We start from the raw sequence: 21,336 nt of genomic DNA, 5'->3' as shown, positions 1-21,336 counted from the left end.
CCCACACGCGCCGCGGCACACTCACGGCCATGTGGTTGAGGGCAGACGTCCAATAACCCTTAACGAACTGGGTCCCTCGCTGCTTTGATTTGGCCCAACAGACAGTGAACAGTGCGAAAGGCATAAACCGACCCGAGGCGGTTACTCAACTTTCTCCGAAACGGACATGCTTAGCCGGCCCTAACTGGCGCCGCGCGGCCGGCCGACTGGAGTAACGGTAGCACCTGCGCTATACACCGCGCGCTGCGACAGAACGGAGATGTTGCGATGACCGCATGTATCTTCGTTCAACCGCCTTTATGGGGAGCTGCCACCGCTGCAGTCCCATTAAGTACGCTCTCGAAATAGTTTGTCCCGGTGTAGCCTACGATCGTTCCTGCAACGAAAGCTCCATAGAAATCCTCTAGCGTAACAAATCCTTTTGATGATTCTTGACGGGACAGAACGATGGCAAGTATCCAGCACATAATGCTGGTTCCTAATATGCTAACGAGCGCGGGAAAATCGAACGGTAAATGTCCGTTGTTCAACTGTCGCACGATCCATCCGAGTATCCCTCCAGAAACAGCACCAAATACAATCGACCTTACGGGAGGTTGCAATGCGAGATTAATCGGAACCACTTGACTACGCGCATCATCCCCTACGCGGAACTTTACAAGGGCGTGTAACTCCAGCTGTTTCGGCTTGACCAGCAGCCATCGCGATGTTTTCAACTCGAACCGCGCCAAATCTTCCTGATGAGCCGGGATCTGTCGTTCCTTTGATTCCGGATTATTATCTCTCGGATGGCTATCCGGATTGTCAATAACTACAATCGCTCCTTTTTCAGCGCTGATACTTACCCTGTCAGTCGGGCCGAATGGCGACTTTACTTCCAATCGAGCGTCTTGCTCCAAACTTATTGCGAACGTACGCCCCGTTTGACCCGGGAACTCTGCTGTGAGAAGTCCCATTTTCAACTGCCGGATTTCGAATCCACGAAAAGCATCTTTCAATCGATCAAGAAATGAAGAATCAGATCGTTCGGGTTTTTCACGGGATACACTGGGTAGCGCGCTGGGGAGCAGCGGTGCGGACGTCGGCGCCTCTACCAACTCCACGATTACCGGAGAATCGAATGGATTGCGGATTATCAAGCTTACCGTGCTTCGCGTCCCCGCGATGATCGGAGGAGCCTTGACTTCAATTGTTAGCAAGCCGTTAGATTGATTGTTGGACATAGTTTTTTCCGCAGGCTACAAGCACTGTTTGGTCGTCGAACAACGCGCTTTCGTTGGTGGACACGACACGAATTGTCGACGATCTGTCCGCAACTGTCGAACGGCAGTTCGTGGCCGATTCTGTTGAAAAAGTCGCCCGAGGTTTGGAATGTTCGCTATCCTGGAAGACATCGATCGGCGGGAGTGATTCGTCATGATGGGTCATCAAGGTGGCGTGCAGAACCAGCTCTTCTATTCGTTCAACCTTGATGACCACGTACCGCGCACGCACCTCCTGCGCGGCATTGATCGGTACTTCGACCTCAGCGGACTTCGCGAGCATCTCGCGCCACACTACAGCCATACCGGACGGCCTTCGATTGCCCCGGAGCTCATGATCCGCATGCTGATCGTAGGCTTCTGCTTTGGTATTCGCTCCGAACGTCGCCTGTGCGAGGAGGTCCATCTGAACCTTGCCTATCGCTGGTTCTGCCGTCTGGGCCTGGAAGATGCCGTACCCGATCACTCGACCTTCTCCAAGAATCGACATGGCCGGTTCCGTGAGAGCGGAGCCCTACGGCACGTCTTCGAATCGGTCTTGCGTCGCTGCATGAACGAGGGCCTTGCGCAGGGTGAAGGCTTTGCTGTCGATGCGAGTGTGATCAAAGCGGATGCAAATCGTGCACGCGGGGTACCGGGCACGGAGGTGATTGACTGGCGTCAGGGCGATGGCCCGAGCCGGGCAGTACAGGAATATTTGACGGCGCTGGAGCAGAACAACCCGACGATGTCGGACGACGTGGAACCCGCCGCACCAGCCAAGCGAATCTCGCTGACTGATCCCGCCGCACGTTACACGGCTGCGCCCGGTGGACCGGCATTTTTCGCCTATTCGACGAATTATCTGATCGATCTGCACGCGGGAATCATCGTCGATGTTGAAGCTACGCCATCACATCGAACGCAGGAGGTTGAATCTACCAGGACGATGGTGAATCGGGTCGAGCAGCGCTTTAATCTAAAACCCAGGCGCCTGGTGGGCGACACGGCCTACGGAACCGGGGCAATGCTTGGCTGGATGGTGCAGGAGAAACACATCGCCCCACATGTGCCTGTCTGGCAGCGCCCGCGCAACGATGGCGCGCTTCCCAGCAGTGACTTCCAGTGGGTCGAGCAGGATAACGAATATCGCTGCCCGACGGGGCACGCTTTGCGTAGTGAATGGCGGACCTTCACAAAGCCGAGATCACACGTTACCAAGGCCGATACGATTGTCTATCGATCGAGTCAGGCAGACTGCTCCGCATGCGAGATGAAGCGGCAGTGTTGCCCCAGTACACCAATTCGCAAGATTACACGCAGTGTTCATGAGGCATCGCGGGACGAGGCCAGAGCCATTGCTGACACACCGGCTTATAAGCGCTCCCGGCACGAGCGCAAGAAGGTGGAAATGCTGTTCGCGCACTTGAAGCGGATCTTGAAGCTTGACCGTCTGCGACTGCGCGGTCTCAGCGGCGCGCACGACGAATTCCTGTTGGCAGCGACCGCGCAGAACCTGCGACGTATGGCGAAGTGGTTGATGCCGATGGGCGAACAGGTGGAAGCGACTACCGCTTGAGAGCCTCGGGGCTTGTCCCCACGTGTTAATTCCGTCGCCGACAGCTTCGACTAACGAAGCCAGCCGCCCAAAATATCTTCGCAGCGGCACTCCAAGGCGACTTTTTCAACAGAATCGGCCGTTCTGAGACTCCCGGCAGCCCTTCAATCCCTATTGCATTGCCGCGTCGCACAACGACAAATCAACCGCGAAATACGGATACCCAACATTCCCCACAGATTCTCTAGGTTCAGTATCGAGGCGCGTCATGGCGCAATGCCTCGTTAAAAATGGCCTCTCATTGCTGACGCAATGTTCTTTTTCAATGCGCCGTCTTCTTTCTCGCATTCCGTTCGCAACTCGACCGTGGAATCACGCGCTTCCTCGAACGTAAGAGCTACCTGTGGGTTGATATGCGAAGGAATAGGTACAGTCTGCTGCCCCGATTTTGCCGTACTGAGGATGTACAGGTTTGATGAGTTTTGCATTAGCCTGCGCGAGCAATCGACCGCCTTCAGAATTTCGCTACCCAACCGGGGTTCGTACAGGTCGCTGACCATAGCAACATTATTAATCGCGCTCTGATAGCGGTCTTGCAACGCCTGATACCGTGCCATCGTCAGACGCACGTCCCCACCACTCAGAGGCGTGAGCGCTGCCATGTGCATGTCCATCGCGAGATCTGGAAGCGCGAGCACGCCGACGTAAGCGGATTCCAGTTTTTCGCGAATTACCTTATCGGCTTCAGAACTTGCATTCATCTTCTGCCCGACAAGTACGCCGACCACCGCAGAAACTGCGGCAATCATGGATGGCAGCAAATATGTCGCCATCTTCTTCCACGTAGAGAGTTGCTCGTGCGTTCGTTCCGAACACGACGGGCAATGAATTACGATGGTCTGTGGCACCGACACGGGTGCGGGATTGTCTGGGTTACCCGCAGCAACACCACCAGCTCCCACACCCGCAGCTTCGGCTGCGCCGCTTTCTTTTTTTTCCACCTTCAAGCTCCGTAGACGTTAACCATGTCATCCGGTATCGAAACGGTTGCATGAGCGTTGTCTGCCACTTCACATGCAAGTTGATGAACGGGTGACACAATAGTAAACGGCCAATCTGCCAACAGCTTGAGATATGCGATTTTTCGGCGACCGAGCATAAAAACGGGCAACGCACGTGAGCCGCACGCCGCCCGTCGGAGATGACCAAAGATTTACGCTGCGCTACCGTCAACTGCACCTGCCTGCACCGAAATCTCGTCGCGGTATTGCTCACCGATCTGCGACTCGGGAACCTTCGATTGACAGCACGGACACTTGACGAGCTGAACCTTGCGCTCTGCACGAATCTTCGACATCATTGTCTTGAGCGCGCTATCCTTCACGTCAATGCCAGCCTCCTTCATCAGCTCCGCAAGCTTCGCGTACTTAGCATCTGCTTTCAACTTCTTTTCGAGCAGATCGAACATCTCGCGCACATAATCGAGATTCGACATCTTGGCTTCGGGTTCGTACGCCTGAAGTGCGGCGCGCATTGATTCCAGAATGTCGCGGCTCGATTTTGCCGGCAGGCTCACTCCCGTTTTCGGGGGCAAACCGTGCGCCGTGTTGAAGGCTTGGCCCATTGTCGTTTCGTGTTTCATATTCATAGTCGTATCTTGTAAAAAATGTCGAACACACTATCGCCGCCATGAACACGCAGCGGCACGGCGCGTTACCCGCGATTGATCGGGCAGTACGTTTGATGGACACACCCGCACGGGTCATTCAGGTTCCAGTTGCAGGCAGCGAGGTAATGCAGGGAGCGGGTAGGTGCCTGCCAGGCAGGGAATTCCATCGCGCCCCGCCTGGCCGACGAAAGAGCTAGTTGCGATATCGAAGAGCTACTTAGCACATCGCCCTCCCGTGCCTCATACTCATCCGTGGCAGTCCTCGACCCGGGCTATTCGTCCAAGCGAATGCCCTTCTTGCGCGGACGGCCAGCGGCCGGTTTCTCGTCCGGCATATGACCGGTACCGAACAGATTGCACTTCTGCGTCGGCTTGACGTACAGGTACTGGCTGCGCTTTGCGAGGTAACCCAGCGCATGTATCAGGTTCTCGCGCTTCGCCTCGTCGTAGTAATTGACCTCGCCGATACCGCAGCGATCGCCATAGGCGCCCTTGTTGCCGTTGCAGTTGTGGTACAGGCCGCGTCCCTGCGTGATTACGTCAACCCAGTATTGACCGATCTGATCGCCCAGCCACGCGTCCTTCTGCACCTTCGAGCCATCGAAGAAAAATGCGACGTGCAGATGATGACCACTGACGCGCGACCACTCAATGCGCCAGACGTAACCCACGAGATGCTTGAACAGCGACGGCTTGCTACGCTTATTGGCGAACAGATGCTTGCGATCCTCATTCAGGACCTTCACATCGAAGCGCGCCTGCGTTTCCAGACCGTCATACTCGATCGCCGTGTCGCCGTACAGGTAATCGTGGTCAGCCTGCTCCTGACGCTGCAACTGATTTTTCACTTCGTCGAGTTGCTGCTCAGACACGCACGCCACCTTATAATTAAGATCGATGCGAATCACCTGCAGACGCGAGTAACGTTCAAACAGAGCATCCATATACAGCTTCGTGCGCGTGGCGTTGTCGTCGATTGCGTTCTGCCAGTCATTCATTTGCTTCACGATATTCACGCGCACACCTTCCTCGCGCAGTACCTTTACGAAATCGTTGACGATATCGGCCTCCGTACGCTTACCGTCGCCGAACGGAAACTCCAGGCGCTTCAGGGTACAGAAACGGATATCGTGAAACTCGAACACTTCGAAGAACAACTTCAGTGCCGGAGCATAGTGGTAATCGCGCGAGTACAGCTCCGTCATACCGTGGATGCGATGCACGAACTCTGTCAGAGCTGAGGCCTTCTCGACACGCTTGCGACCCTTTCCGTCCGTCGTGATCTTGAACGGAAGAGCATGCTTGGTACGGAACACTGCCTTCACGAAACGAACCAGAAACGGCAAGTTACGTGTGCTGTGACCCAGCAGGATACGAGTACCGTTATGGTCAATGACGCTGTTGTGCTCCATGTCGAGACTAGATGCCTGCTCTACGAGATAGCTGTTATCTTCGGATTGAAACCAATCTTCTTTTGCTGCCATTTTTCTTTCCTTTGCGACAGCCTTGACAGGCTATCGGCATTGTTTGTTTGATTAACACGCATGTCATCTCTTACGGATGACATGCGTGTATGCATGTTGTTGACGATCTCCCTCTCTTACGAGAGTCGATCTATTGATTGGTCGATATCCATCTTCTATAGAAGTTATCTATCTATTAATAAGTTATCCTACCTAATACCAAAATAGATCAACGACCGCACACCCACTTCTTTCCTACCTTGACGATCAGATTACGTAGAAGCTTCCGGGATCAAGGTTGCGCAGGCATATACATAAATATCTTTTCGCTATCGCAACGGTGACGCTGGATTAACCTCGCGGTACGATCAGTGGCCGGGCCAGCGATAAATCGGGAAGTACATCGGATTCAACGCGATCCAGTCCGGCTTGCCCTGGCTCTTGATGATGCGGGTGCGATCGTTCGAGCACAACACGATCAGAGCGCGTTGAACTGCGGCCTTGGTCATGCCGTAGTTCGGTGCGTAGCTCAGCAAATCCTTCAGCTTGACCATGCATTCACCGCTGCGGCGTGCGGCCTCGAACATGACCTGTTCGAGATGTGCTGCTTCGGTATGCTCGCGCGGTACCTGCGGGATTTCCGGCTTTGGCAGGAACCGCTGCTTGTACTGCGCCGTGAACCAGCGACCGATGGCGGCCGCACGTTCAACCGTTTCGTCAGATACGTCACCGGGCAGTTGCTCAAATACATGCATGCCTGTGGCAATGCGCTGGATGTTCTCCGACTGACGCGCTGCGTGCTCCGGCAGAGAGTGCAAATCGCCGCCAGGTAGCCCCCGGACTCGGTATTCTTCGCGGATGGCTTGCAGGGCGAACGTGGCTTTCGGCGAGAATCGAACCGTCGCACGTGACATACGGCCGTGTACGATCTCCCCCCATACGTAGAGCAGGTGGTTCGCCTGGTCATCCCACTTGCTCGTGTCGATCGGCACGAGATTGAGGCCCACCGGATCACCGGCATACTCCGCGAACTGGGTGCGCGTGGCGAGACCGACGGTGCGCAGGTGGGGGCCGTGCTTTTTATCGAACGCGATACGGACGTGCGGTTGCGTCAGAACCAGACTCATGAAGCGCGGTTCATGCAAGATATAGCGGCCGGCCGTTGCACGTTCGACCGAGAACGTATGGCCGTCGAAGAACTGATTGCGAATGTTCGCGTAACGAACCATTGAACCCGTTTGCGCCGATGAAAACTCATCGTCGATTTCGTTCAAAATCGAATACTTTGCCGCACACTTGATGATGGCGGGCATCGTCGCGTTGTTCATCACGTGTGTCTCGATTCGGTCATCACTCTCGGGTTTTTCGAGCTGTGCGCGTTGGAATTGAAACATCGGCGCAAATGCCGCTTTCTTGGCCTCGCTCTTTCCGCAACCGGAATTGCCGCTCACCATCGTGTTGATGCCGAACACACCAATATGACCATTCGGCGAAATCATGTTCGCAACCGGGTTCGCATATGCAATACCAGCGTGCAGCACGATCGGGCCAGCAACAACGGACGGGATGCCGATCACCGCATGCTGCGAGTCGTGAAGCGAGCGCATCTTCGTTTCGAGAGCGTCACTCGGGAAACGGTTGACGTCGGGCAGATAGAAGTCGTGGCTATAGGAGGATGGGTACATTTAGATCACCTCCGCAACGTGACGCGCAGCAGCGCGTGCCTCGATCCAGACGTCGATCTCCGACTCGATCAACCCTACCGAGCTTGTCGGGCCATTGCCGAGACGAATCGGTCTCGGAAAGGTTGGATCAAAATACTTACTCGACGGGTTGAGCTTGCTATAGATGGTGCTGCGCGACATCCCGGTCTTTTTCTGGACATCTGGAATACGCAGAATTTTTTGATGCGGCATGGCATTGGAATTCATCTTTGTCCTCGTTTCGATTCGGTTGAATTTCGTTGGATCCAACGTGAATCGATTCTAGGAAGGATGAAATCCGTGATCTACGACATACACCGGGAAATGTGGGCGCTTCCCGGGAAACGTATCTCCATTGGTGGCTAAACCGTTACCACCTTGCTACCCCTTGCTCTGAAATAGCTCCGCGGCGCCTGGCATATCGCTCAGCACCTCGCTTAACCGACGTTGAATGTTTGATGGAGCTGCCCTGATGCCGCTCTGTCGGGAAAATGAAAGCATATCAGCTTGAATAGCCAAGACAGCATCGATTATTTTTGACCACTTCCCGCCAACAGGTTTTCTTTCTATAACCAAGCGGTACGCTTCAGCTGCAAACCTGTCAGACGCTTTCCGCTTTGCTTTGTTACCTTCATTCGAAAGCACTAACTTGCCCTGATCCTGCGCTTCAACCACCAATCCGTGAATTTTCTTCCCGGCAAGCAACATACCGGCAAGTAGACTTGCTTCTGCGAGGTATGCCCACGCGACCTCACGATCTCCGCTGTCGTTCGCAATTCGCGAACGGATACAAAATACCGCTGGAAGAATTACCCCCCCTATCGCCATACTCATCAACTCATCCGCGGACTTTGTCAGAGCCTCTTGACCAAGAAAGCTCCGGATAATCTCTGCCAGATTGTGCTCATCCATGTCGACCGTCTGCCAAACACGATCAAAGACGGCGGTCCTAAAGTCTCCTTCAGGTTTGCTATCCCCAAAGTGATCGAAGACGTCCTCAAGATGATTTAGTATCCACTGGTACCGTTCATCGAAGTCATGCCATAGACGCCGGACTGGCAATTGTGCTGTCATCTCAGGCCTTAATGAAGAAAGCGCATTGGAAGCAGAAGGTTAGCGCAAAGTAGCCCCTTGCTGAAATAAGGGGCACGACACAAGCGCACATCCGCAAATGCTGCCGTTCGGGACGAGATGCCGCTATGTGGTTAATCCTTCTCCGTGAAGCGTCGTGCCCCACCAACACGATCGCCTACGTGGCGCCCGGCCTGCTACAACTTACGCGGACTTAAATTCGACGACATTGGCACCCGCTTTCAGGTGATCAAGATAGTCGGCCCACCGCTGCATCATCGCCCTACGCTCCTTGATGAATTTTGTACGGTTATATGCTTTACCCAGCGTGTCAGGAACGGCATGAGCAAGCTGATGCTCAATCACTTCGGGTTTTTGCTCCAACTCCTCGTGAAGAATTGTGCGAGCCATAGCCCGGAAGCCATGGCCGGTGATTTCCGTACGAGTGTCGTAGCCTAGGCGACGGAGCGCCGCATTGATCGCCGCATCGCTCATCGGACGCAGAGCCGAGCGCGCACCCGGGAAGACATAGCGGCCTTTGCCGGTCAAAGCGTGCAACTCGCGAAGAACTTGCACAGCCTGGGTTGCCAGCGGCACCAAATGCTCCGTCTGAGTTTTAGTGACGAGATACCGCCATTCAGCCTTATCCAGATCAATTTGGCCCCACTCAGCCTTACGCAATTCGCCCGGGCGAGTGAACAGCATGGGAGCCAGTTGAAGTGCACACAGCACAGGGAATGTGCCCGAGAATCCGTCGAATGCCCGAAGCATGGCACCGACCTTTTCTGGCTCGGTGATCGAGGCAAAGTGCGTCGTCTGCGAGGGTGGAATGGCGTTAACCAGATCGCGCGCCGGATCAAACTTACAATAGCCTTCTTTGATTCCGTAGCGGAATGCACGGCTGATCTCGCCGCGAACCTTGTGCGCCGTGAAACGAGCACCACGACTGTCGATCCGCTTCAGGACCGTCAGGACTTCGGGCGCATCGATTTCCGCTACCGGCCGTTTGCCGATCCACGGGAAAACATCCTTCTCGAAGCGAGCCTTGGTCTTCGCCATCGACCCAGCCGTAATATACGGCTGGAGCTCATCCATCCAGCCAAGCGCAACCGCCTCGAAGGAATTGGTCGCTGCGAGACGAGCTGCCCGCTTATCGGCTTTCTTGGCTTCGCCGGGATCGATGCCAGCCGCAAGCTTTTTCCGGGCATCATCACGCTTCTCCCGAGCAGCAGCTAACGGCACGTCCGGGTACACGCCCAAGGCAAGCCGCTTCTCCTTGCCCAGAAAACGATATTTAAGCCGCCAGTATTTCCCGCCAGATGGTGAAATTTCCAAGTACATACCCCCGCTATCCGCAAGGCGGTACGGCTTTTCACGGGGAGCAGCTTTGCGGATCGCAACATCGGTCAACGACATAAGGCATCTACCTTACAGCGCTAGGGGGCACTTTTCCCGGGGGCATTTGCCAGATTACTGAGATTCCCCCGGTGGTGCCCCCACATGCCCCCGGATTCAGACGGGCACCGTTGGACAACATCGGAATAAAAAAACCCGTGAAGCCTTATGCTATCACGGGTTTCAGGACTTCCGAGGACTCCCTCGGATGGGTGTTTGGTGCCGGCTGCAGGACTCGAACCCGCCACCTGATGATTACAAATCAACTGCTCTACCAGATGAGCTAAGCCGGCGTAGCCAGCGATTCTACTTCATTTCACGACCTTGAGGTGCCCCTTGCCGCCCTTCGCGCCGTCGTCCGAGCCCTTTTCCGGGGCGGACACAACCGGTTCGCCAGCAGGTTCATCATGCGCCTCGGGCGCATCGGCAGACGCTTCGTACTCGTCCTGCGCCGAAGGCAGCACTTCATCGGCGTCGCCCGGCGCCGTTTCGACCGGAAACGCCATACCCTGCCCGTTTTCACGCGCGTAGATCGCGAGCACGTTCGCCACCGGCACCTCGATCTTGTGCGACTTGCCCGAAAAGCGCGCGTTAAACTCGATCAGCTCGTTGCCCATCTGCAGCTGGCTCGTGGCCTCGAAGCTGATGTTCAGGACGATCTCGCCGTCGCGCACGAACTGGCGCGGCACGCGCGTCTGGTTGTCGACCCGCACCGCGATATGCGGCGTAAAACCGTTGTCGGTACACCACTCGTACAACGCGCGAAGCAGGTACGGCTTCGTGGAAATCTCTTGCATCAACGATCCTTGTCGGGAACCGCATGCGGCGCCCAATCCGCCGCGCACCGCATGCCGTCCCTGGTTGCCTTGCCCGCAGGCGTTTAGCGACGCATCACCTTTTCCGAGGGCGTCAGCGCTTCGATGTAGGCCGGACGGCTGAAAATGCGCTCGGCGTACTTCATCAGCGGCGCGGCGTTCTTCGACAGTTCGATGCCGTAGTGATCCAGGCGCCACAGGAGCGGTGCGATCGCGACGTCGAGCATCGAGAACTCTTCGCCCAGCATGTACTTGTTCTTCAGGAAGATCGGCGCAAGCTGCGTGAGGCGGTCGCGGATCGCGAGGCGCGCCTTCTCGTGATTCTTCTCGGCGGCCTTGCCCTTCTCGTTTTCGAGCGTGCTCACGTGCACGAACAACTCTTTCTCGAAATTGAGCAGGAACAGCCGCGCACGCGCACGCTGCACCGGGTCGGCCGGCATCAGTTGCGGATGCGGGAAGCGCTCGTCGATGTATTCGTTGATGATGTTCGATTCGTACAGAATCAGGTCACGCTCGACCAGAATCGGCACCTGGCCATACGGATTCATCACGGCGATGTCTTCCGGCTTGTTGAACAGGTCGACGTCGCGGATTTCGAAGTCCATGCCCTTTTCGAACAACACCAGCCGGCAGCGCTGGGAGAACGGGCAGGTAGTGCCAGAGTACAGAACCATCATGATTTACTTTTCCTCAATAAACCCAAAAGGCCAGCGTGCAAACAAATCGTCAGACGGCTTCCAGACGGTTCGCTCGCGGCGCCGGCCCCACGTCGGTCACGACGTGCCTATTTGATATCTTTCCAGTACGCAGCGTTCAGTCGCCACGCAAAAAAGCTCAGGACGCCGAGAAACAGCAAGACCCACACGCCAAGCTGCCTGCGGGTTTTCTGCGTCGGTTCTGACATCCAGCCGAGATAGGCCACCAGATCGGCCACGTCAGCATCATAATCCACCCGCGATAGCTGCCCCGGCACAACCTGTTGGTACCCTGCAAAGCGATGGACCTTTTCCCCGGTTCGTTCGTCCACCGTATCCTCGAACTTCGCCGTGCGGATCCCCTGCAATTGCCACAGCACGTGCGGCATGCTCACGTTGTCGAACACGAGGTTGTTCCAGCCGGTCGGCCGCGAGTCGTCGCGGTAGAAGCTGCGCAGGTACGTGTACAACCAGTCGCGGCTGCGCGAGCGCGCAATCACGGAAAGGTCCGGCGGCGTCACGCCGAACCACGTTTTCGCGTCGTCCGGCCGCATGGCGATCGTCATCGTGTTGCCGACCTTGTCGGTCGTGAACAGAAGATTGTCCTCGATCTGCTTCTGCGTAATGCCGAGATCCTGCAACCGGCTGTAGCGCATCAGATTCGCACTGTGGCAGCTGAGGCAGTAGTTTACAAACAATCGCGCGCCATGTTGCAGTGAAGCAAGATTTTCGCCGTTATCGGGAGCACGGTCGAGCGGAATGTTTTCCTGCGCGTGCGCCGGCGCAACCGCCAGCACGCAGCCGAGCGCCAGCGCGGCCATGCCGAACCCGCGCGTGAGCGCCGCCAAGAGTGATTTCGTCGTCATGATTTCTCGCTCGCGGGTTAATGGGGCTTGAACCGCACGCGCTCGGGCGGCTGCTTGAACGTGCCAAGCCGCGTCCAGAACGGCATGCCAAGGAAAAACGCGAAGTAGATCAGCGCGCAGATCTGGGCGATCAGCGTCGCACTCGGCGACGGCGGCCGCGTGCCGAGGAACCCGAGCGTCAGGAACACCACCACGAAAATCGCGTAGAAGACCTTGTGGAAGAACGGCCGATAGCGAATCGACTTCACCGGGCTCTGATCGAGCCACGGCAGGAAGAACAGCGACATCACGGCCGAGCCCATCACCACGACGCCCCAGAACTTCGACTCCGTGAAGTACATCGCAAGGATCACGAGGACGGCCAGCACCGGCAGGCCCAGCTTCCACTTGCCGCGCGCGCGCACGAGTGCGAGCACGCCGAGCAGCGCGATGACGACCATCAGCACGATCTTGAACGGGTCGGTCGTGGCGCGCAGCATCGCGTAGAACGCCGTGAAGTACCAGACCGGCGCGATTTCAGGCGGCGTCTGCAGCGGATTCGCCGGAATGAAGTTGTTCGCTTCGAGGAAGTAGCCGCCCATCTCCGGCATGAAGAACACGATCGCCGCGAAGACGATCAGGAAGATGCAGACACCCAGGAAATCGTGCACCGAATAATAGGGATGGAAAGGAATGCCATCGAGCGGAATGCCGTCGGCGTCCTTTTTCTCCTTGATTTCGATACCGTCCGGATTGTTCGAGCCCACTTCGTGCAGCGCAATGACGTGCGCAATCACGAGCGCGATCAGCACGAGCGGGATCGCGATCACGTGGAAGGCGAAGAAGCGGTTCAGCGTGACGTCGGAGACCACGTAGTCGCCGCGGATCCACAGCGACAGATCCGGCCCGATGAACGGAATCGCCGAGAACAGGTTCACGATCACCTGCGCGCCCCAGAACGACATCTGCCCCCAGGGAAGCAGGTAGCCGAAGAACGCCTCGGCCATCAGGCACAGGAAGATTGCGCAGCCGAAGATCCACACGAGTTCGCGCGGCTTGCGATACGAGCCGTACAGCAGCCCGCGGAACATGTGCAGATAGACGACGATGAAGAACATCGACGCGCCCGTCGAGTGCATGTAGCGGATCAGCCAGCCCCACGGCACCTCGCGCATGATGTACTCGACCGAGGCGAACGCGAGCGTCGCATCGGGCTTGTAGTTCATCGTGAGGAAAATGCCCGTGACGATCTGGTTCACCAGCACCAGCAGCGCGAGCGAGCCGAAGAAGTACCAGAAGTTGAAATTCTTCGGCGCGTAGTATTCGGACAGATGCTCGCGCCACAGCGCGGTGAGCGGAAAGCGCCTGTCGATCCAGCCGAGCAGGCCCGTTGTCTCAACCTTGTTTGCGGTTCCCGTCGCCATCACGCTTCTCCTTGTTCGTCGCGGCCGATCGTAATCTGCGTCGGGGACGTGAACATGAACCTGGGGATGTCGAGATTCTGCGGCGCGGGCTTGTTCCTGAAGACGCGCCCGGCGAGATCGTAGGTCGAGCCGTGGCACGGGCACAGGAAGCCGCCCGGCCAGTCGTCGGGCAGGTCGGGCTGGGGGCCCTCCTGGAACCGCGGCGTCGGTGTGCAGCCCAGATGCGTGCAGACCGCGACTGCGACGAGAATGTTCTTGTGCTCGGCACGCGACCGATATTCGTTGCGGCAGTAATCCGGCAGCGGCATCGAGAACGGGTGCGCGGAATCGGGATCGGCCAGTTGGGGAACGGCCTTCAGGACATCGGCCATCATGCGGTCGGTGCGGTTCAGGATCCAGACCGGCTTGCCCCGCCAGGCCACCGTCATCATGCTGCCGGGTTCGAGATTGCCGATGTCGGCTTCAACCGGCGCACCGGCGGCGCGGGCCCTTTCGGACGGCGCAAACGAAACCACAAACGGTACGGCTGCCGCTACACCTCCGACGCCGCCTGTTACGGACGTCGCAATCAGCCAGGTACGGCGGCTGCCATCGACGCGGTCATTTTCGTTGTCTCGCATCACATCGCCCCACTTCTGAGTTGGATTCATCCGTCACGGCTCGCCTATCCGCGCTGCAGCCGAACGCTAGTTTGCTCGAATGGAGTTGGCATTTACAAGGGGCAGCTTCTAAAAAGCGCATCAAGTCATTGATGTGTATGACTTTTCCCATGCAAAAAAAGGCGTCTCCGTTTTTCTTTTGTAAGTGTCTTTTGAATAAATCGCGGGTTATCGAACCCGGGTCAGGCAACCGTCGATGTGCCTGAATCGCTCAAACCGGATTGTGGATATCGATAAACAGGTGCTCGACGTTGAATACTTCCGAAAGGTGCGCGCCAAGCGCCTGCACGCCGAAGCGCTCGGTCGCGTGGTGACCCGCCGCGAGGAACGCCACGCCGCTTTCGGCCGCCGTATGGGTGGTCTGTTCGGAAATCTCACCGGTCAGGAAGACGTCGGCGCCCGCGTCGATCGCTGCGTCGAACAGGCTTTGCGCCGCGCCCGTGCACCAGGCTACGCGGCGCAGTTGCCAGTCCGGATCGCCGAGCACGAGCGGCGCGCGGCCAAGCGTATGCTCGACCTGCGCGGTGAAGTGCGCAAGCGTGATGGGCATCGGCAGGGTGGCCATCCAGCCGAGATCCTGGTCGCCGAAGCGCTGCTCGCCAATCCAGCCGAGCTTCGCGCCGAGCTGCGCGTTGTTGCCGAATTCGGGATGGCAGTCGAGCGGAAGGTGGTAAGCGAACAGATTGAGGTCGTTGGCGAGCAGTGTTCTCAGGCGCCGGTACTTGCGGCCCGTGATTTGCGGCGTATCGTTCTTCCAGAAGTAGCCGTGGTGGACCAGCACGGCGTCGGCGCCCCATTCGAGCGCGGCTTCGAGAAGCGCGAGTGATGCGCTCACGCCCGTTGCAATCTTCTCCACGCGGCGTCGCCCTTCAACCTGCAGGCCGTTGGGACAATAGTCCTTGAAGCGCGCGGCTTCGAGAAGATTGTTCAGATACAATTCTAGTTCGATCCGATCCATATAATCCTCTAATCATCAGATGCTTAGACGCTTTTGGCTGTTCTTCGCCCAGGCGGTGACGGTCCTGCTTGCGCTGATGTTCATCATCGCAACGCTCAAGCCGCAGTGGCTGCAGCATCAGGGGCAATTCGGCAAGCAGCTTGCCGAGCCGATCGTCGCACTGCGAGAGGTGGCACCCGGGATCGGCAGCGGCCCGGCGCAGGGCTCCTATGCGGACGGCGCCCAAAAGGCGATGCCCGCGGTCGTCAATGTGTTCTCGAGCAAGGACGGGTCGCTCCCGCCCGACGCGCGCCAGAACGATCCGCTGTTTCGCTACTTCTTCGGCGATCGCAACAACAACCGCAAGCCGCAGCAGCCGCCCGCCGCGAACCTCGGTTCGGGCGTCATTGTCAGCCCGGACGGTTACATTCTAACGAACCAGCACGTGATCGAAGGTGCGGATCAGATCGAAATCGCGCTATCCGATGGCCGCACCACCAACGCGAAGGTGATCGGCATCGACCCCGAAACCGATATCGCGGTCCTCAAGATCAACCTGCCGAACCTGCCCACCATCACGCTTGGCCGCATGGACCGGGCGCGCGTGGGCGACGTCGTGCTCGCCATCGGCAACCCGTTCGGCGTCGGCCAGACGGTGACCATGGGCATCATCAGCGCGCTCGGGCGCAATCACCTCGGCATCAACACGTTCGAAAACTTCATCCAGACCGACGCGCCGATCAATCCCGGCAACTCGGGCGGCGCGCTCGTCGACGTGAACGGCAACCTGCTCGGCATCAATACGGCCATCTACTCGCGCTCGGGCGGCTCGCTCGGCATCGGTTTCGCCATTCCCGTATCCACCGCGCGCAGCGTGCTCCAGAGCATCATCACGACAGGATCGGTCACGCGCGGCTGGATCGGCGTCGAGCCGCAGGATGTGACGCCCGAGATCGCCGAATCGTTCGGGCTACACCAGAAATCGGGCGCAATCGTCGCGGGCGTGCTGCAAGGCGGCCCCGCCGACAAGGCCGGCATCAAGCCGGGCGACATCCTGCTCTCGGTGAACGGCCAGGAAATCACCGATACGACGCGCCTGCTGAACGTGATCGCCCAGATCAAGCCCGGCACCGACGCCAAGGTCCATCTCGCACGCAAGAATCACGACATGGATCTGGACGTGCTGATCGGCAAGCGCCCGCCGCCGCCGAAGCAGGCCGAGCAGGAAGACGGCGAAGGTGACAGCGGCGGCTGATCCGGCCGGCCAGCTGGGCATCGCCCGCACAACCGGCACGAACCGCACGACCGGCACTACCCGCAGCACAAACAAGAAAGGCCGCGAACTCACCGTTCGCGGCCTTTCTTTTTGATGCGTGCGCCGGGCAGTCCGGCGGTCCGGTGGCAGATGTGCGGGGCTTATGCCCGCGCGCCCGGCTAGCTGCTCGCCGTCTCGCTATTGTCGGAATCGTGTGTCTTCTCGCCCGTGCCGATGAAGACCCGCGCGGCGATAATCCCTGCTTCGTAGAGCACGATCAGCGGCAACGCGAGAATGAGCTGCGAGAACACGTCTGGCGGCGTGACGACGGCCGCGACGATGAACGCGCCGACGATCACATAGGGCCGGATCTCCCTGAGCTTCTTCACCGTGAGCAGCTTCATGCGCACGAGCAGCACGACCACAATCGGCACTTCGAAGGTCACGCCGAACGCGAGGAACATGGTGAGCACGAAGCTCAGGTAATTGTCGATGTCGGTGGTCATCTCCGCGCCGAGCGGCGCATTGTAGTGCGCCATGACACGGAAGATGGTCGGAAACACGACGAAGTAGGCGAACGCCATGCCGCACAGGAACAGGACGTAGCTGCTCGCGACGAGCGGCACCACCAGTTTCTTTTCGTGCTGATAGAGGCCAGGCGCGATGAACGCCCAGATCTGGTAGAGCACGAATGGCAGCGCGATCACGAACGCGACGAGCATGGTGACTTTCATCGGCACGAAAAACGAGCCGGTGACGTCGGTGACGATCATCTTTCCGTCGCGCGGCAGGTTCTGCATCAGCGGACGCGCGAGCAGACGGAAGATATCGGGCGCCCAGTAGACGAGCCCGATAAACACGACGATGACCGAAATGCCCGCGCGGACGATGCGATCGCGCAATTCGACGAGATGCGAGATGAAGGACTCTTGAGCGCCTTCATCCTGGTTTTGCTGGGGGTCGCTCACACCGGCCCTCGGTAGGATGAGTCCATGCCCGTTGTGGGCATCAGAAGAAGCGCACCGGCCGCCGCAGGCTGGCCGGTGTGTGTTGTGCGACGCGTGCCGCGCCTGACTGCACGCGCGTGCGCCGCTGCGTTTCGCGCTTGTACCACTTCGGAGCCGCCGCCTGCTTCACGCGCCAGTTCTTGCGTTTGGCCGGCCGCGTGCCTGCGTTGCTGCTGCGCCAGAACGACGACGTACCAGCGCTTGCGTTGCCTGCAGTGCTCGCGGTGCTTGTCGAGCCTGTCGCAGCGGTCTGCGCGCCAATCGCGGCGCCTGGCGACACCGAAGTGCCTCCGCCAAACGCCTCGTTCAGTTCGGTCTCCTGCTTGCGCAGATTGTCCTGAACCGTCTTCTCGACGTTCTGCGCCGCCTGCTCGAACTCCGTCTTCACACGGCGCAGTTCGTCCAGTTCGATCTCGCGCGAAACTTCCGCCTTGACGTCGTTGATGTAGCGCTGCGCGCGGCCGAACAGCGCCCCGGCAGTGCGTGCCACGCGCGGCAGCCGCTCCGGTCCGAGCACGACCAGCGCAACTACGCTGATCAGCGCCATCTTGGTTAGACCCAGATCGAGCATGAATGCAGATTTCCGTCAGCCAGTGGTAGGGCAAGCCGCCGCGTTAGCGGTAGTCGTTCGAACGCGGGGTTTTGTCCCGGGCTTCGACGTCGACCGTGCTGCCATCGGACGGCAGTTCACGCTTTTGCTGGTCGGCTGCGGGGGCATCGCCCTCGCGCATGCCTTCCTTGAAACCCTTCACCGCACCGCCAAGATCGCTGCCGATATTGCGCAGTTTCTTCGTCCCGAAGACGAGCGCCACGATCAGCAAAACGATCAGCCAGTGCCAAATGCTCAATGAACCCATGATTCCAATTCTCCTTTACCCCGTCGCCACCCAGCTTGTGCGGCGAATAACGCTGGCACGCCAGGAGCGCGCCTCTTTTGCGCCCACCGAAAACCCGGAGCGGCGCGATTCAAAAATACTGCCTAAATACGGCAACCTTGGCCAGGCGGCCTCGGCGCGCCCCCGCGATACCTCAGCCCATGCGCTGCCACGGCCGCGGCCCGGCGAGCAGATGAGCGTGCAGGTGATACACCTCCTGACCGCCGCCCGGCCCCGTATTCACGACCGTGCGAAATCCTGTTTCGCCGCCCGTGTACGACACGCCCAGTTCTCTCGCGAGGCGCGCGACCAGCACCATCATTCTACCAAGCAGCGGGGCATCACTTTCAAAGCAATCCGCGAGAGTGGCAATATGCCGTCGTGGGATGACAAGCACATGTGTCTGCGCCGCAGGGCGAATGTCGCGGAAGGCGACGAATTCGTCGTCTTCATAAACGCGCGAACTCGGAATTTCGCCATCGGCGATCTTGCAGAAAAGACAGGTGCTGCGGTCGTGAGTCATGGTGCTCCTGGTGAGCATGGCGCGCAATGGATGTGGATGGACTGCCCGGAAAGCCGGCCCGGCGGACCTTCAGACCCACCCGCGCGGGTTGGCGAGCGGCTTGTTGTCGTAGAGATACAGCCAGCCTTTGATGATACGGTACAAGGTCCAGATCGCGACAGCCCATAAAATCGGGATACCGATCAGTGCGATGAAGAGCGCAATGCCGATCAAATGCCCCGCGAGCCCCAGCCAGAAGGTGCGGATCTGCCAGGTGAAGTGCTGCTCGTACGGTGTGCCAAGCGCCTCGTCGCGCTTGAGGTAGTTCAGGATGATCGCGATGAGCACCGAAATACCGCCCGTGAGCCAGTAGATGGCGTAGAGTGCGTAGAGAACATGCGTGAAGGTACGCAGGCTGCGTAGACGCTCCGCATCGAGCGGATCCCGAATGGTCCGGGGCGGAAAATCGCCGGGCATGGACATGCTGCTCGTCTCCCTGTCGTTCCGGAGTGAATGCTTCAGCACTCGTGCCGGCCGCGCTGCCGGCACTTCAGTCACCAGTCAGTTACCGATCGGCCGCTAATCAGTCGCCGTTTTGCTCGCGCGCGCGGCTCTTGCGCAGCGCCTTTTCCTCGAGGCCCGACAGGCCTTCGCGGCGTTCCAGCTCCGCCAGCACGTCAGCGGGACTCAGGTCGAAATGCGACAGCGCGACGAGGCAGTGGAACCACAGGTCGGCCACTTCGCCGACCAGCGCCGTCGGCGCGCCGCCCTGGCGCACGTCCTTGGCCGCCAGCACGACTTCGGTGGCCTCTTCGCCGATCTTCTTGAGCACCGCATCGTCGCCCTTGTGGAAGAGGCGCGCGACATAGGATGCGTCCGGATCGCCGCCCTTGCGGCTGTCAATCACCGCCGCGAGGCGCAGCAGCGTGTCGTTGGTCGTGAGTTGCGTCATTTGTAGATGTGTTCGGGGTCTTTCAGCACGGGATCGACGGCGACCCAGCGGCCGTCGTCGACGGTGCCGTCGAATTGCTGGAAAAAGCACGAGTGACGGCCGGTGTGGCACGCGATACCCGAGACCTGCTCGACCTTGAGCAGCACGACGTCCTCGTCGCAATCGAGACGGATGTCGCGGACCTGTTGCACGTGGCCCGACTCCTCGCCCTTGAACCACAGGCGCTGGCGCGAGCGCGAGAAGTACACGGCGCGGCCCGTTTCGACCGTCTTGGCAAGCGCCTCGCGGTTCATCCACGCGAACATCAGCACGTCGCCCGTCGAGGCTTCCTGCGCGATCACGGGCACGAGACCGTTGGCGTCCCAGTTGATCCTGTCGAGCCAGGCAGCGCCCGGCGTAGCGTTCGTCGTCACGGTTACAACCTCACCGAAATGCCCTGCGCGGCCATGAAGCGCTTCGCCTCGCCGACCGTATGTTCGCCGTAGTGGAAGATGCTCGCGGCCAGCACGGCGTCGGCATGGCCCTTCACGACGCCGTCGGCCAGATCCTGCAGGCCGCCCACGCCGCCCGAGGCGATCACGGGAATCGGCACCGCGTCGGAGACCGCGCGCGTCAGGTCGAGGTCGAAGCCGCTCTTCGTGCCGTCGCGGTCCATGCTCGTGAGCAGGATCTCGCCCGCGCCGAATTCGGCCATCTTGCGCGCCCATTCGACGGCGTCGATGCCCGTCGCCTTGCGCCCGCCGTGCGTGAACACTTCCCAGCGCGCAGGCTCACCGGGTGCGGACACGCGTTTCGCGTCGATGGCGACGACGATGCACTGCGAGCCGTATTTGCCGGAGGCGTCGCGCACGAGTTGCGGATTCGCCACCGCCGACGAGTTCATGCTGATCTTGTCCGCGCCCGCGTTCAGCAGCCGGCGCACGTCCTCCACGGCACGTACGCCGCCGCCGACCGTCAGCGGAATGAAGACCTGCGACGCGACCGCTTCGATGATCGGCAGGATCAGGTCGCGCTGGTCCGAGGTGGCGGTGATGTCGAGGAAGGTCAGTTCGTCCGCGCCCTGCTCGTCGTAGCGGCGCGCGATTTCCACGGGATCGCCCGCGTCGCGCAGCTCGACGAAATTGACGCCCTTGACGACCCGCCCGGCAGTCACGTCGAGACAGGGGATGATGCGTTTGGGTAGAGCCATGATCTTGCCGATGTTGCCCGTCGATTGAATCAGTGGATGTGCCTGCTGGCGATTGGTCTGCAACCTGATGCGCCGTGGCGG

The 21,336-nt window shown here is 59.0% G+C and carries 24 protein-coding genes and 1 tRNA gene; 2 read left to right on the top strand and 23 right to left on the bottom strand.

What is annotated here, in order from left to right:
• Nucleotides 1-287 precede the first annotated feature (287 nt).
• On the bottom strand, nucleotides 288-1,223 hold the full coding sequence (locus ACFPTO_RS21550) for a hypothetical protein (protein ID WP_377714528.1): 936 nt from the start codon (nucleotides 1,221-1,223) through the stop codon (nucleotides 288-290).
• A gap of 193 nt (nucleotides 1,224-1,416) precedes the next feature.
• On the opposite strand from ACFPTO_RS21550, the gene ACFPTO_RS21545 reads away from it, so the two are divergent.
• Nucleotides 1,417-2,820 carry an IS1182 family transposase gene (locus tag ACFPTO_RS21545; protein WP_377714526.1) on the top strand — a complete coding sequence of 468 codons (1,404 nt, stop codon included), beginning with the start codon at nucleotides 1,417-1,419 and terminating at the stop codon, nucleotides 2,818-2,820.
• Nucleotides 2,821-3,083: 263 nt separating this feature from the next.
• Here ACFPTO_RS21545 and ACFPTO_RS21540 read toward each other — a convergent pair whose 3' ends face one another.
• From ACFPTO_RS21540 to ACFPTO_RS21475, 14 genes are all read right to left on the bottom strand, one after another.
• Nucleotides 3,084-3,800, bottom strand: coding sequence for a hypothetical protein (locus ACFPTO_RS21540; protein WP_377714524.1), 717 nt, complete (start codon nucleotides 3,798-3,800; stop codon nucleotides 3,084-3,086).
• Nucleotides 3,801-4,012: 212 nt separating this feature from the next.
• Nucleotides 4,013-4,441: a hypothetical protein gene (locus ACFPTO_RS21535; RefSeq protein ID WP_377714522.1), complete on the bottom strand. Its 429-nt coding sequence runs from the start codon at nucleotides 4,439-4,441 to the stop codon at nucleotides 4,013-4,015.
• Nucleotides 4,442-4,740: 299 nt separating this feature from the next.
• On the bottom strand, nucleotides 4,741-5,952 hold the full coding sequence (locus ACFPTO_RS21530) for a YagK/YfjJ domain-containing protein (protein WP_377714520.1): 1,212 nt from the start codon (nucleotides 5,950-5,952) through the stop codon (nucleotides 4,741-4,743).
• Between the two features lie 347 nt (nucleotides 5,953-6,299).
• Nucleotides 6,300-7,616 carry a DUF3987 domain-containing protein gene (locus tag ACFPTO_RS21525; protein WP_377714518.1) on the bottom strand — a complete coding sequence of 439 codons (1,317 nt, stop codon included), beginning with the start codon at nucleotides 7,614-7,616 and terminating at the stop codon, nucleotides 6,300-6,302.
• Complete coding sequence (locus ACFPTO_RS21520; RefSeq protein ID WP_377714516.1) at nucleotides 7,617-7,862, bottom strand: helix-turn-helix transcriptional regulator; 246 nt, start codon at nucleotides 7,860-7,862, stop codon at nucleotides 7,617-7,619.
• Nucleotides 7,863-8,015: 153 nt separating this feature from the next.
• Entirely contained in the window at nucleotides 8,016-8,708 is a 693-nt protein-coding gene (locus ACFPTO_RS21515; protein ID WP_377714514.1) for a hypothetical protein, read from the bottom strand.
• A gap of 201 nt (nucleotides 8,709-8,909) precedes the next feature.
• Nucleotides 8,910-10,121, bottom strand: coding sequence for a tyrosine-type recombinase/integrase (locus ACFPTO_RS21510; protein WP_377714512.1), 1,212 nt, complete (start codon nucleotides 10,119-10,121; stop codon nucleotides 8,910-8,912).
• Between the two features lie 196 nt (nucleotides 10,122-10,317).
• Nucleotides 10,318-10,393: transfer RNA gene (locus ACFPTO_RS21505), tRNA-Thr, on the bottom strand.
• Between the two features lie 18 nt (nucleotides 10,394-10,411).
• Nucleotides 10,412-10,897, bottom strand: coding sequence for a ClpXP protease specificity-enhancing factor (locus tag ACFPTO_RS21500; protein WP_377714510.1), 486 nt, complete (start codon nucleotides 10,895-10,897; stop codon nucleotides 10,412-10,414).
• Between the two features lie 83 nt (nucleotides 10,898-10,980).
• The gene (locus ACFPTO_RS21495; protein WP_027797364.1) at nucleotides 10,981-11,592 is read right to left on the bottom strand and encodes a glutathione S-transferase N-terminal domain-containing protein; all 612 of its coding nucleotides are present in this window, start codon (nucleotides 11,590-11,592) and stop codon (nucleotides 10,981-10,983) included.
• Between the two features lie 107 nt (nucleotides 11,593-11,699).
• Entirely contained in the window at nucleotides 11,700-12,431 is a 732-nt protein-coding gene (locus ACFPTO_RS21490) for a cytochrome c1 (protein ID WP_377714542.1), read from the bottom strand.
• A gap of 62 nt (nucleotides 12,432-12,493) precedes the next feature.
• Complete coding sequence (locus tag ACFPTO_RS21485) at nucleotides 12,494-13,879, bottom strand: cytochrome b (protein ID WP_377714508.1); 1,386 nt, start codon at nucleotides 13,877-13,879, stop codon at nucleotides 12,494-12,496.
• Entirely contained in the window at nucleotides 13,879-14,499 is a 621-nt protein-coding gene (gene petA / locus ACFPTO_RS21480; protein WP_377714540.1) for a ubiquinol-cytochrome c reductase iron-sulfur subunit, read from the bottom strand. Before petA ends, ACFPTO_RS21485 begins: the two co-directional genes overlap by 1 nt.
• 250 nt (nucleotides 14,500-14,749) lie before the next feature.
• Complete coding sequence (locus ACFPTO_RS21475) at nucleotides 14,750-15,496, bottom strand: Nif3-like dinuclear metal center hexameric protein (protein ID WP_377714506.1); 747 nt, start codon at nucleotides 15,494-15,496, stop codon at nucleotides 14,750-14,752.
• A gap of 19 nt (nucleotides 15,497-15,515) precedes the next feature.
• Here ACFPTO_RS21475 and ACFPTO_RS21470 point away from each other — a divergent pair, with 19 nt between their 5' ends.
• Nucleotides 15,516-16,730 carry a Do family serine endopeptidase gene (locus ACFPTO_RS21470; protein WP_377714504.1) on the top strand — a complete coding sequence of 405 codons (1,215 nt, stop codon included), beginning with the start codon at nucleotides 15,516-15,518 and terminating at the stop codon, nucleotides 16,728-16,730.
• 179 nt (nucleotides 16,731-16,909) lie between these two features.
• Here the strand turns inward: ACFPTO_RS21470 and tatC are convergent, their stop codons facing one another.
• The 8 genes from tatC to hisF form a co-directional block, all read right to left on the bottom strand.
• Nucleotides 16,910-17,698 (bottom strand): twin-arginine translocase subunit TatC, encoded by a 789-nt coding sequence (gene tatC, locus ACFPTO_RS21465; RefSeq protein WP_377714502.1) that lies wholly within the window; start codon nucleotides 17,696-17,698, stop codon nucleotides 16,910-16,912.
• 40 nt (nucleotides 17,699-17,738) lie between these two features.
• Complete coding sequence (gene tatB / locus ACFPTO_RS21460; RefSeq protein WP_377714500.1) at nucleotides 17,739-18,308, bottom strand: Sec-independent protein translocase protein TatB; 570 nt, start codon at nucleotides 18,306-18,308, stop codon at nucleotides 17,739-17,741.
• Nucleotides 18,309-18,351: 43 nt separating this feature from the next.
• Complete coding sequence (tatA, locus tag ACFPTO_RS21455; protein ID WP_296649606.1) at nucleotides 18,352-18,594, bottom strand: Sec-independent protein translocase subunit TatA; 243 nt, start codon at nucleotides 18,592-18,594, stop codon at nucleotides 18,352-18,354.
• A gap of 172 nt (nucleotides 18,595-18,766) precedes the next feature.
• On the bottom strand, nucleotides 18,767-19,135 hold the full coding sequence (locus ACFPTO_RS21450) for a histidine triad nucleotide-binding protein (protein WP_377714498.1): 369 nt from the start codon (nucleotides 19,133-19,135) through the stop codon (nucleotides 18,767-18,769).
• 69 nt (nucleotides 19,136-19,204) lie between these two features.
• On the bottom strand, nucleotides 19,205-19,597 hold the full coding sequence (locus ACFPTO_RS21445) for a DUF4870 family protein (RefSeq protein WP_377714496.1): 393 nt from the start codon (nucleotides 19,595-19,597) through the stop codon (nucleotides 19,205-19,207).
• A 100-nt stretch (nucleotides 19,598-19,697) separates the two neighbouring features.
• The gene (locus ACFPTO_RS21440) at nucleotides 19,698-20,066 is read right to left on the bottom strand and encodes a phosphoribosyl-ATP diphosphatase (RefSeq protein WP_293033917.1); all 369 of its coding nucleotides are present in this window, start codon (nucleotides 20,064-20,066) and stop codon (nucleotides 19,698-19,700) included.
• Nucleotides 20,063-20,479 carry a phosphoribosyl-AMP cyclohydrolase gene (hisI, locus tag ACFPTO_RS21435; protein WP_377714494.1) on the bottom strand — a complete coding sequence of 139 codons (417 nt, stop codon included), beginning with the start codon at nucleotides 20,477-20,479 and terminating at the stop codon, nucleotides 20,063-20,065. Before hisI ends, ACFPTO_RS21440 begins: the two co-directional genes overlap by 4 nt.
• Before the next feature lie 2 nt (nucleotides 20,480-20,481).
• Complete coding sequence (hisF, locus tag ACFPTO_RS21430; protein ID WP_377714492.1) at nucleotides 20,482-21,255, bottom strand: imidazole glycerol phosphate synthase subunit HisF; 774 nt, start codon at nucleotides 21,253-21,255, stop codon at nucleotides 20,482-20,484.
• Nucleotides 21,256-21,336 lie beyond the last annotated feature (81 nt).

Origin of the sequence: Paraburkholderia denitrificans (assembly GCF_042655705.1) — a bacterium.
GTDB lineage: Bacteria > Pseudomonadota > Gammaproteobacteria > Burkholderiales > Burkholderiaceae > Paraburkholderia > Paraburkholderia denitrificans.
Note: the sequence above shows the minus strand (reverse complement) of the source record. Positions and strands in the feature narration are given on the sequence as shown.

Coding starts and splice junctions, on each gene's coding strand:
- ACFPTO_RS21515 (WP_377714514.1), bottom strand. CDS start 8,708: ATGACAGCACAATTGCCAGTCCGGCGTCTATGGCATGACTTCGATGAA.
- ACFPTO_RS21550 (WP_377714528.1), bottom strand. CDS start 1,223: ATGTCCAACAATCAATCTAACGGCTTGCTAACAATTGAAGTCAAGGCT.
- ACFPTO_RS21535 (WP_377714522.1), bottom strand. CDS start 4,441: ATGAAACACGAAACGACAATGGGCCAAGCCTTCAACACGGCGCACGGT.
- ACFPTO_RS21470 (WP_377714504.1), top strand. CDS start 15,516: ATGCTTAGACGCTTTTGGCTGTTCTTCGCCCAGGCGGTGACGGTCCTG.
- tatA (WP_296649606.1), bottom strand. CDS start 18,594: ATGGGTTCATTGAGCATTTGGCACTGGCTGATCGTTTTGCTGATCGTG.
- ACFPTO_RS21510 (WP_377714512.1), bottom strand. CDS start 10,121: ATGTCGTTGACCGATGTTGCGATCCGCAAAGCTGCTCCCCGTGAAAAG.
- ACFPTO_RS21530 (WP_377714520.1), bottom strand. CDS start 5,952: ATGGCAGCAAAAGAAGATTGGTTTCAATCCGAAGATAACAGCTATCTC.
- hisF (WP_377714492.1), bottom strand. CDS start 21,255: ATGGCTCTACCCAAACGCATCATCCCCTGTCTCGACGTGACTGCCGGG.
- petA (WP_377714540.1), bottom strand. CDS start 14,499: ATGCGAGACAACGAAAATGACCGCGTCGATGGCAGCCGCCGTACCTGG.
- ACFPTO_RS21445 (WP_377714496.1), bottom strand. CDS start 19,597: ATGTCCATGCCCGGCGATTTTCCGCCCCGGACCATTCGGGATCCGCTC.
- ACFPTO_RS21490 (WP_377714542.1), bottom strand. CDS start 12,431: ATGGCCGCGCTGGCGCTCGGCTGCGTGCTGGCGGTTGCGCCGGCGCAC.
- ACFPTO_RS21495 (WP_027797364.1), bottom strand. CDS start 11,592: ATGATGGTTCTGTACTCTGGCACTACCTGCCCGTTCTCCCAGCGCTGC.
- ACFPTO_RS21545 (WP_377714526.1), top strand. CDS start 1,417: ATGATGGGTCATCAAGGTGGCGTGCAGAACCAGCTCTTCTATTCGTTC.
- ACFPTO_RS21475 (WP_377714506.1), bottom strand. CDS start 15,496: ATGGATCGGATCGAACTAGAATTGTATCTGAACAATCTTCTCGAAGCC.
- ACFPTO_RS21520 (WP_377714516.1), bottom strand. CDS start 7,862: ATGAATTCCAATGCCATGCCGCATCAAAAAATTCTGCGTATTCCAGAT.
- ACFPTO_RS21450 (WP_377714498.1), bottom strand. CDS start 19,135: ATGACTCACGACCGCAGCACCTGTCTTTTCTGCAAGATCGCCGATGGC.
- ACFPTO_RS21500 (WP_377714510.1), bottom strand. CDS start 10,897: ATGCAAGAGATTTCCACGAAGCCGTACCTGCTTCGCGCGTTGTACGAG.
- ACFPTO_RS21485 (WP_377714508.1), bottom strand. CDS start 13,879: ATGGCGACGGGAACCGCAAACAAGGTTGAGACAACGGGCCTGCTCGGC.
- ACFPTO_RS21440 (WP_293033917.1), bottom strand. CDS start 20,066: ATGACGCAACTCACGACCAACGACACGCTGCTGCGCCTCGCGGCGGTG.
- tatB (WP_377714500.1), bottom strand. CDS start 18,308: ATGCTCGATCTGGGTCTAACCAAGATGGCGCTGATCAGCGTAGTTGCG.
- ACFPTO_RS21525 (WP_377714518.1), bottom strand. CDS start 7,616: ATGTACCCATCCTCCTATAGCCACGACTTCTATCTGCCCGACGTCAAC.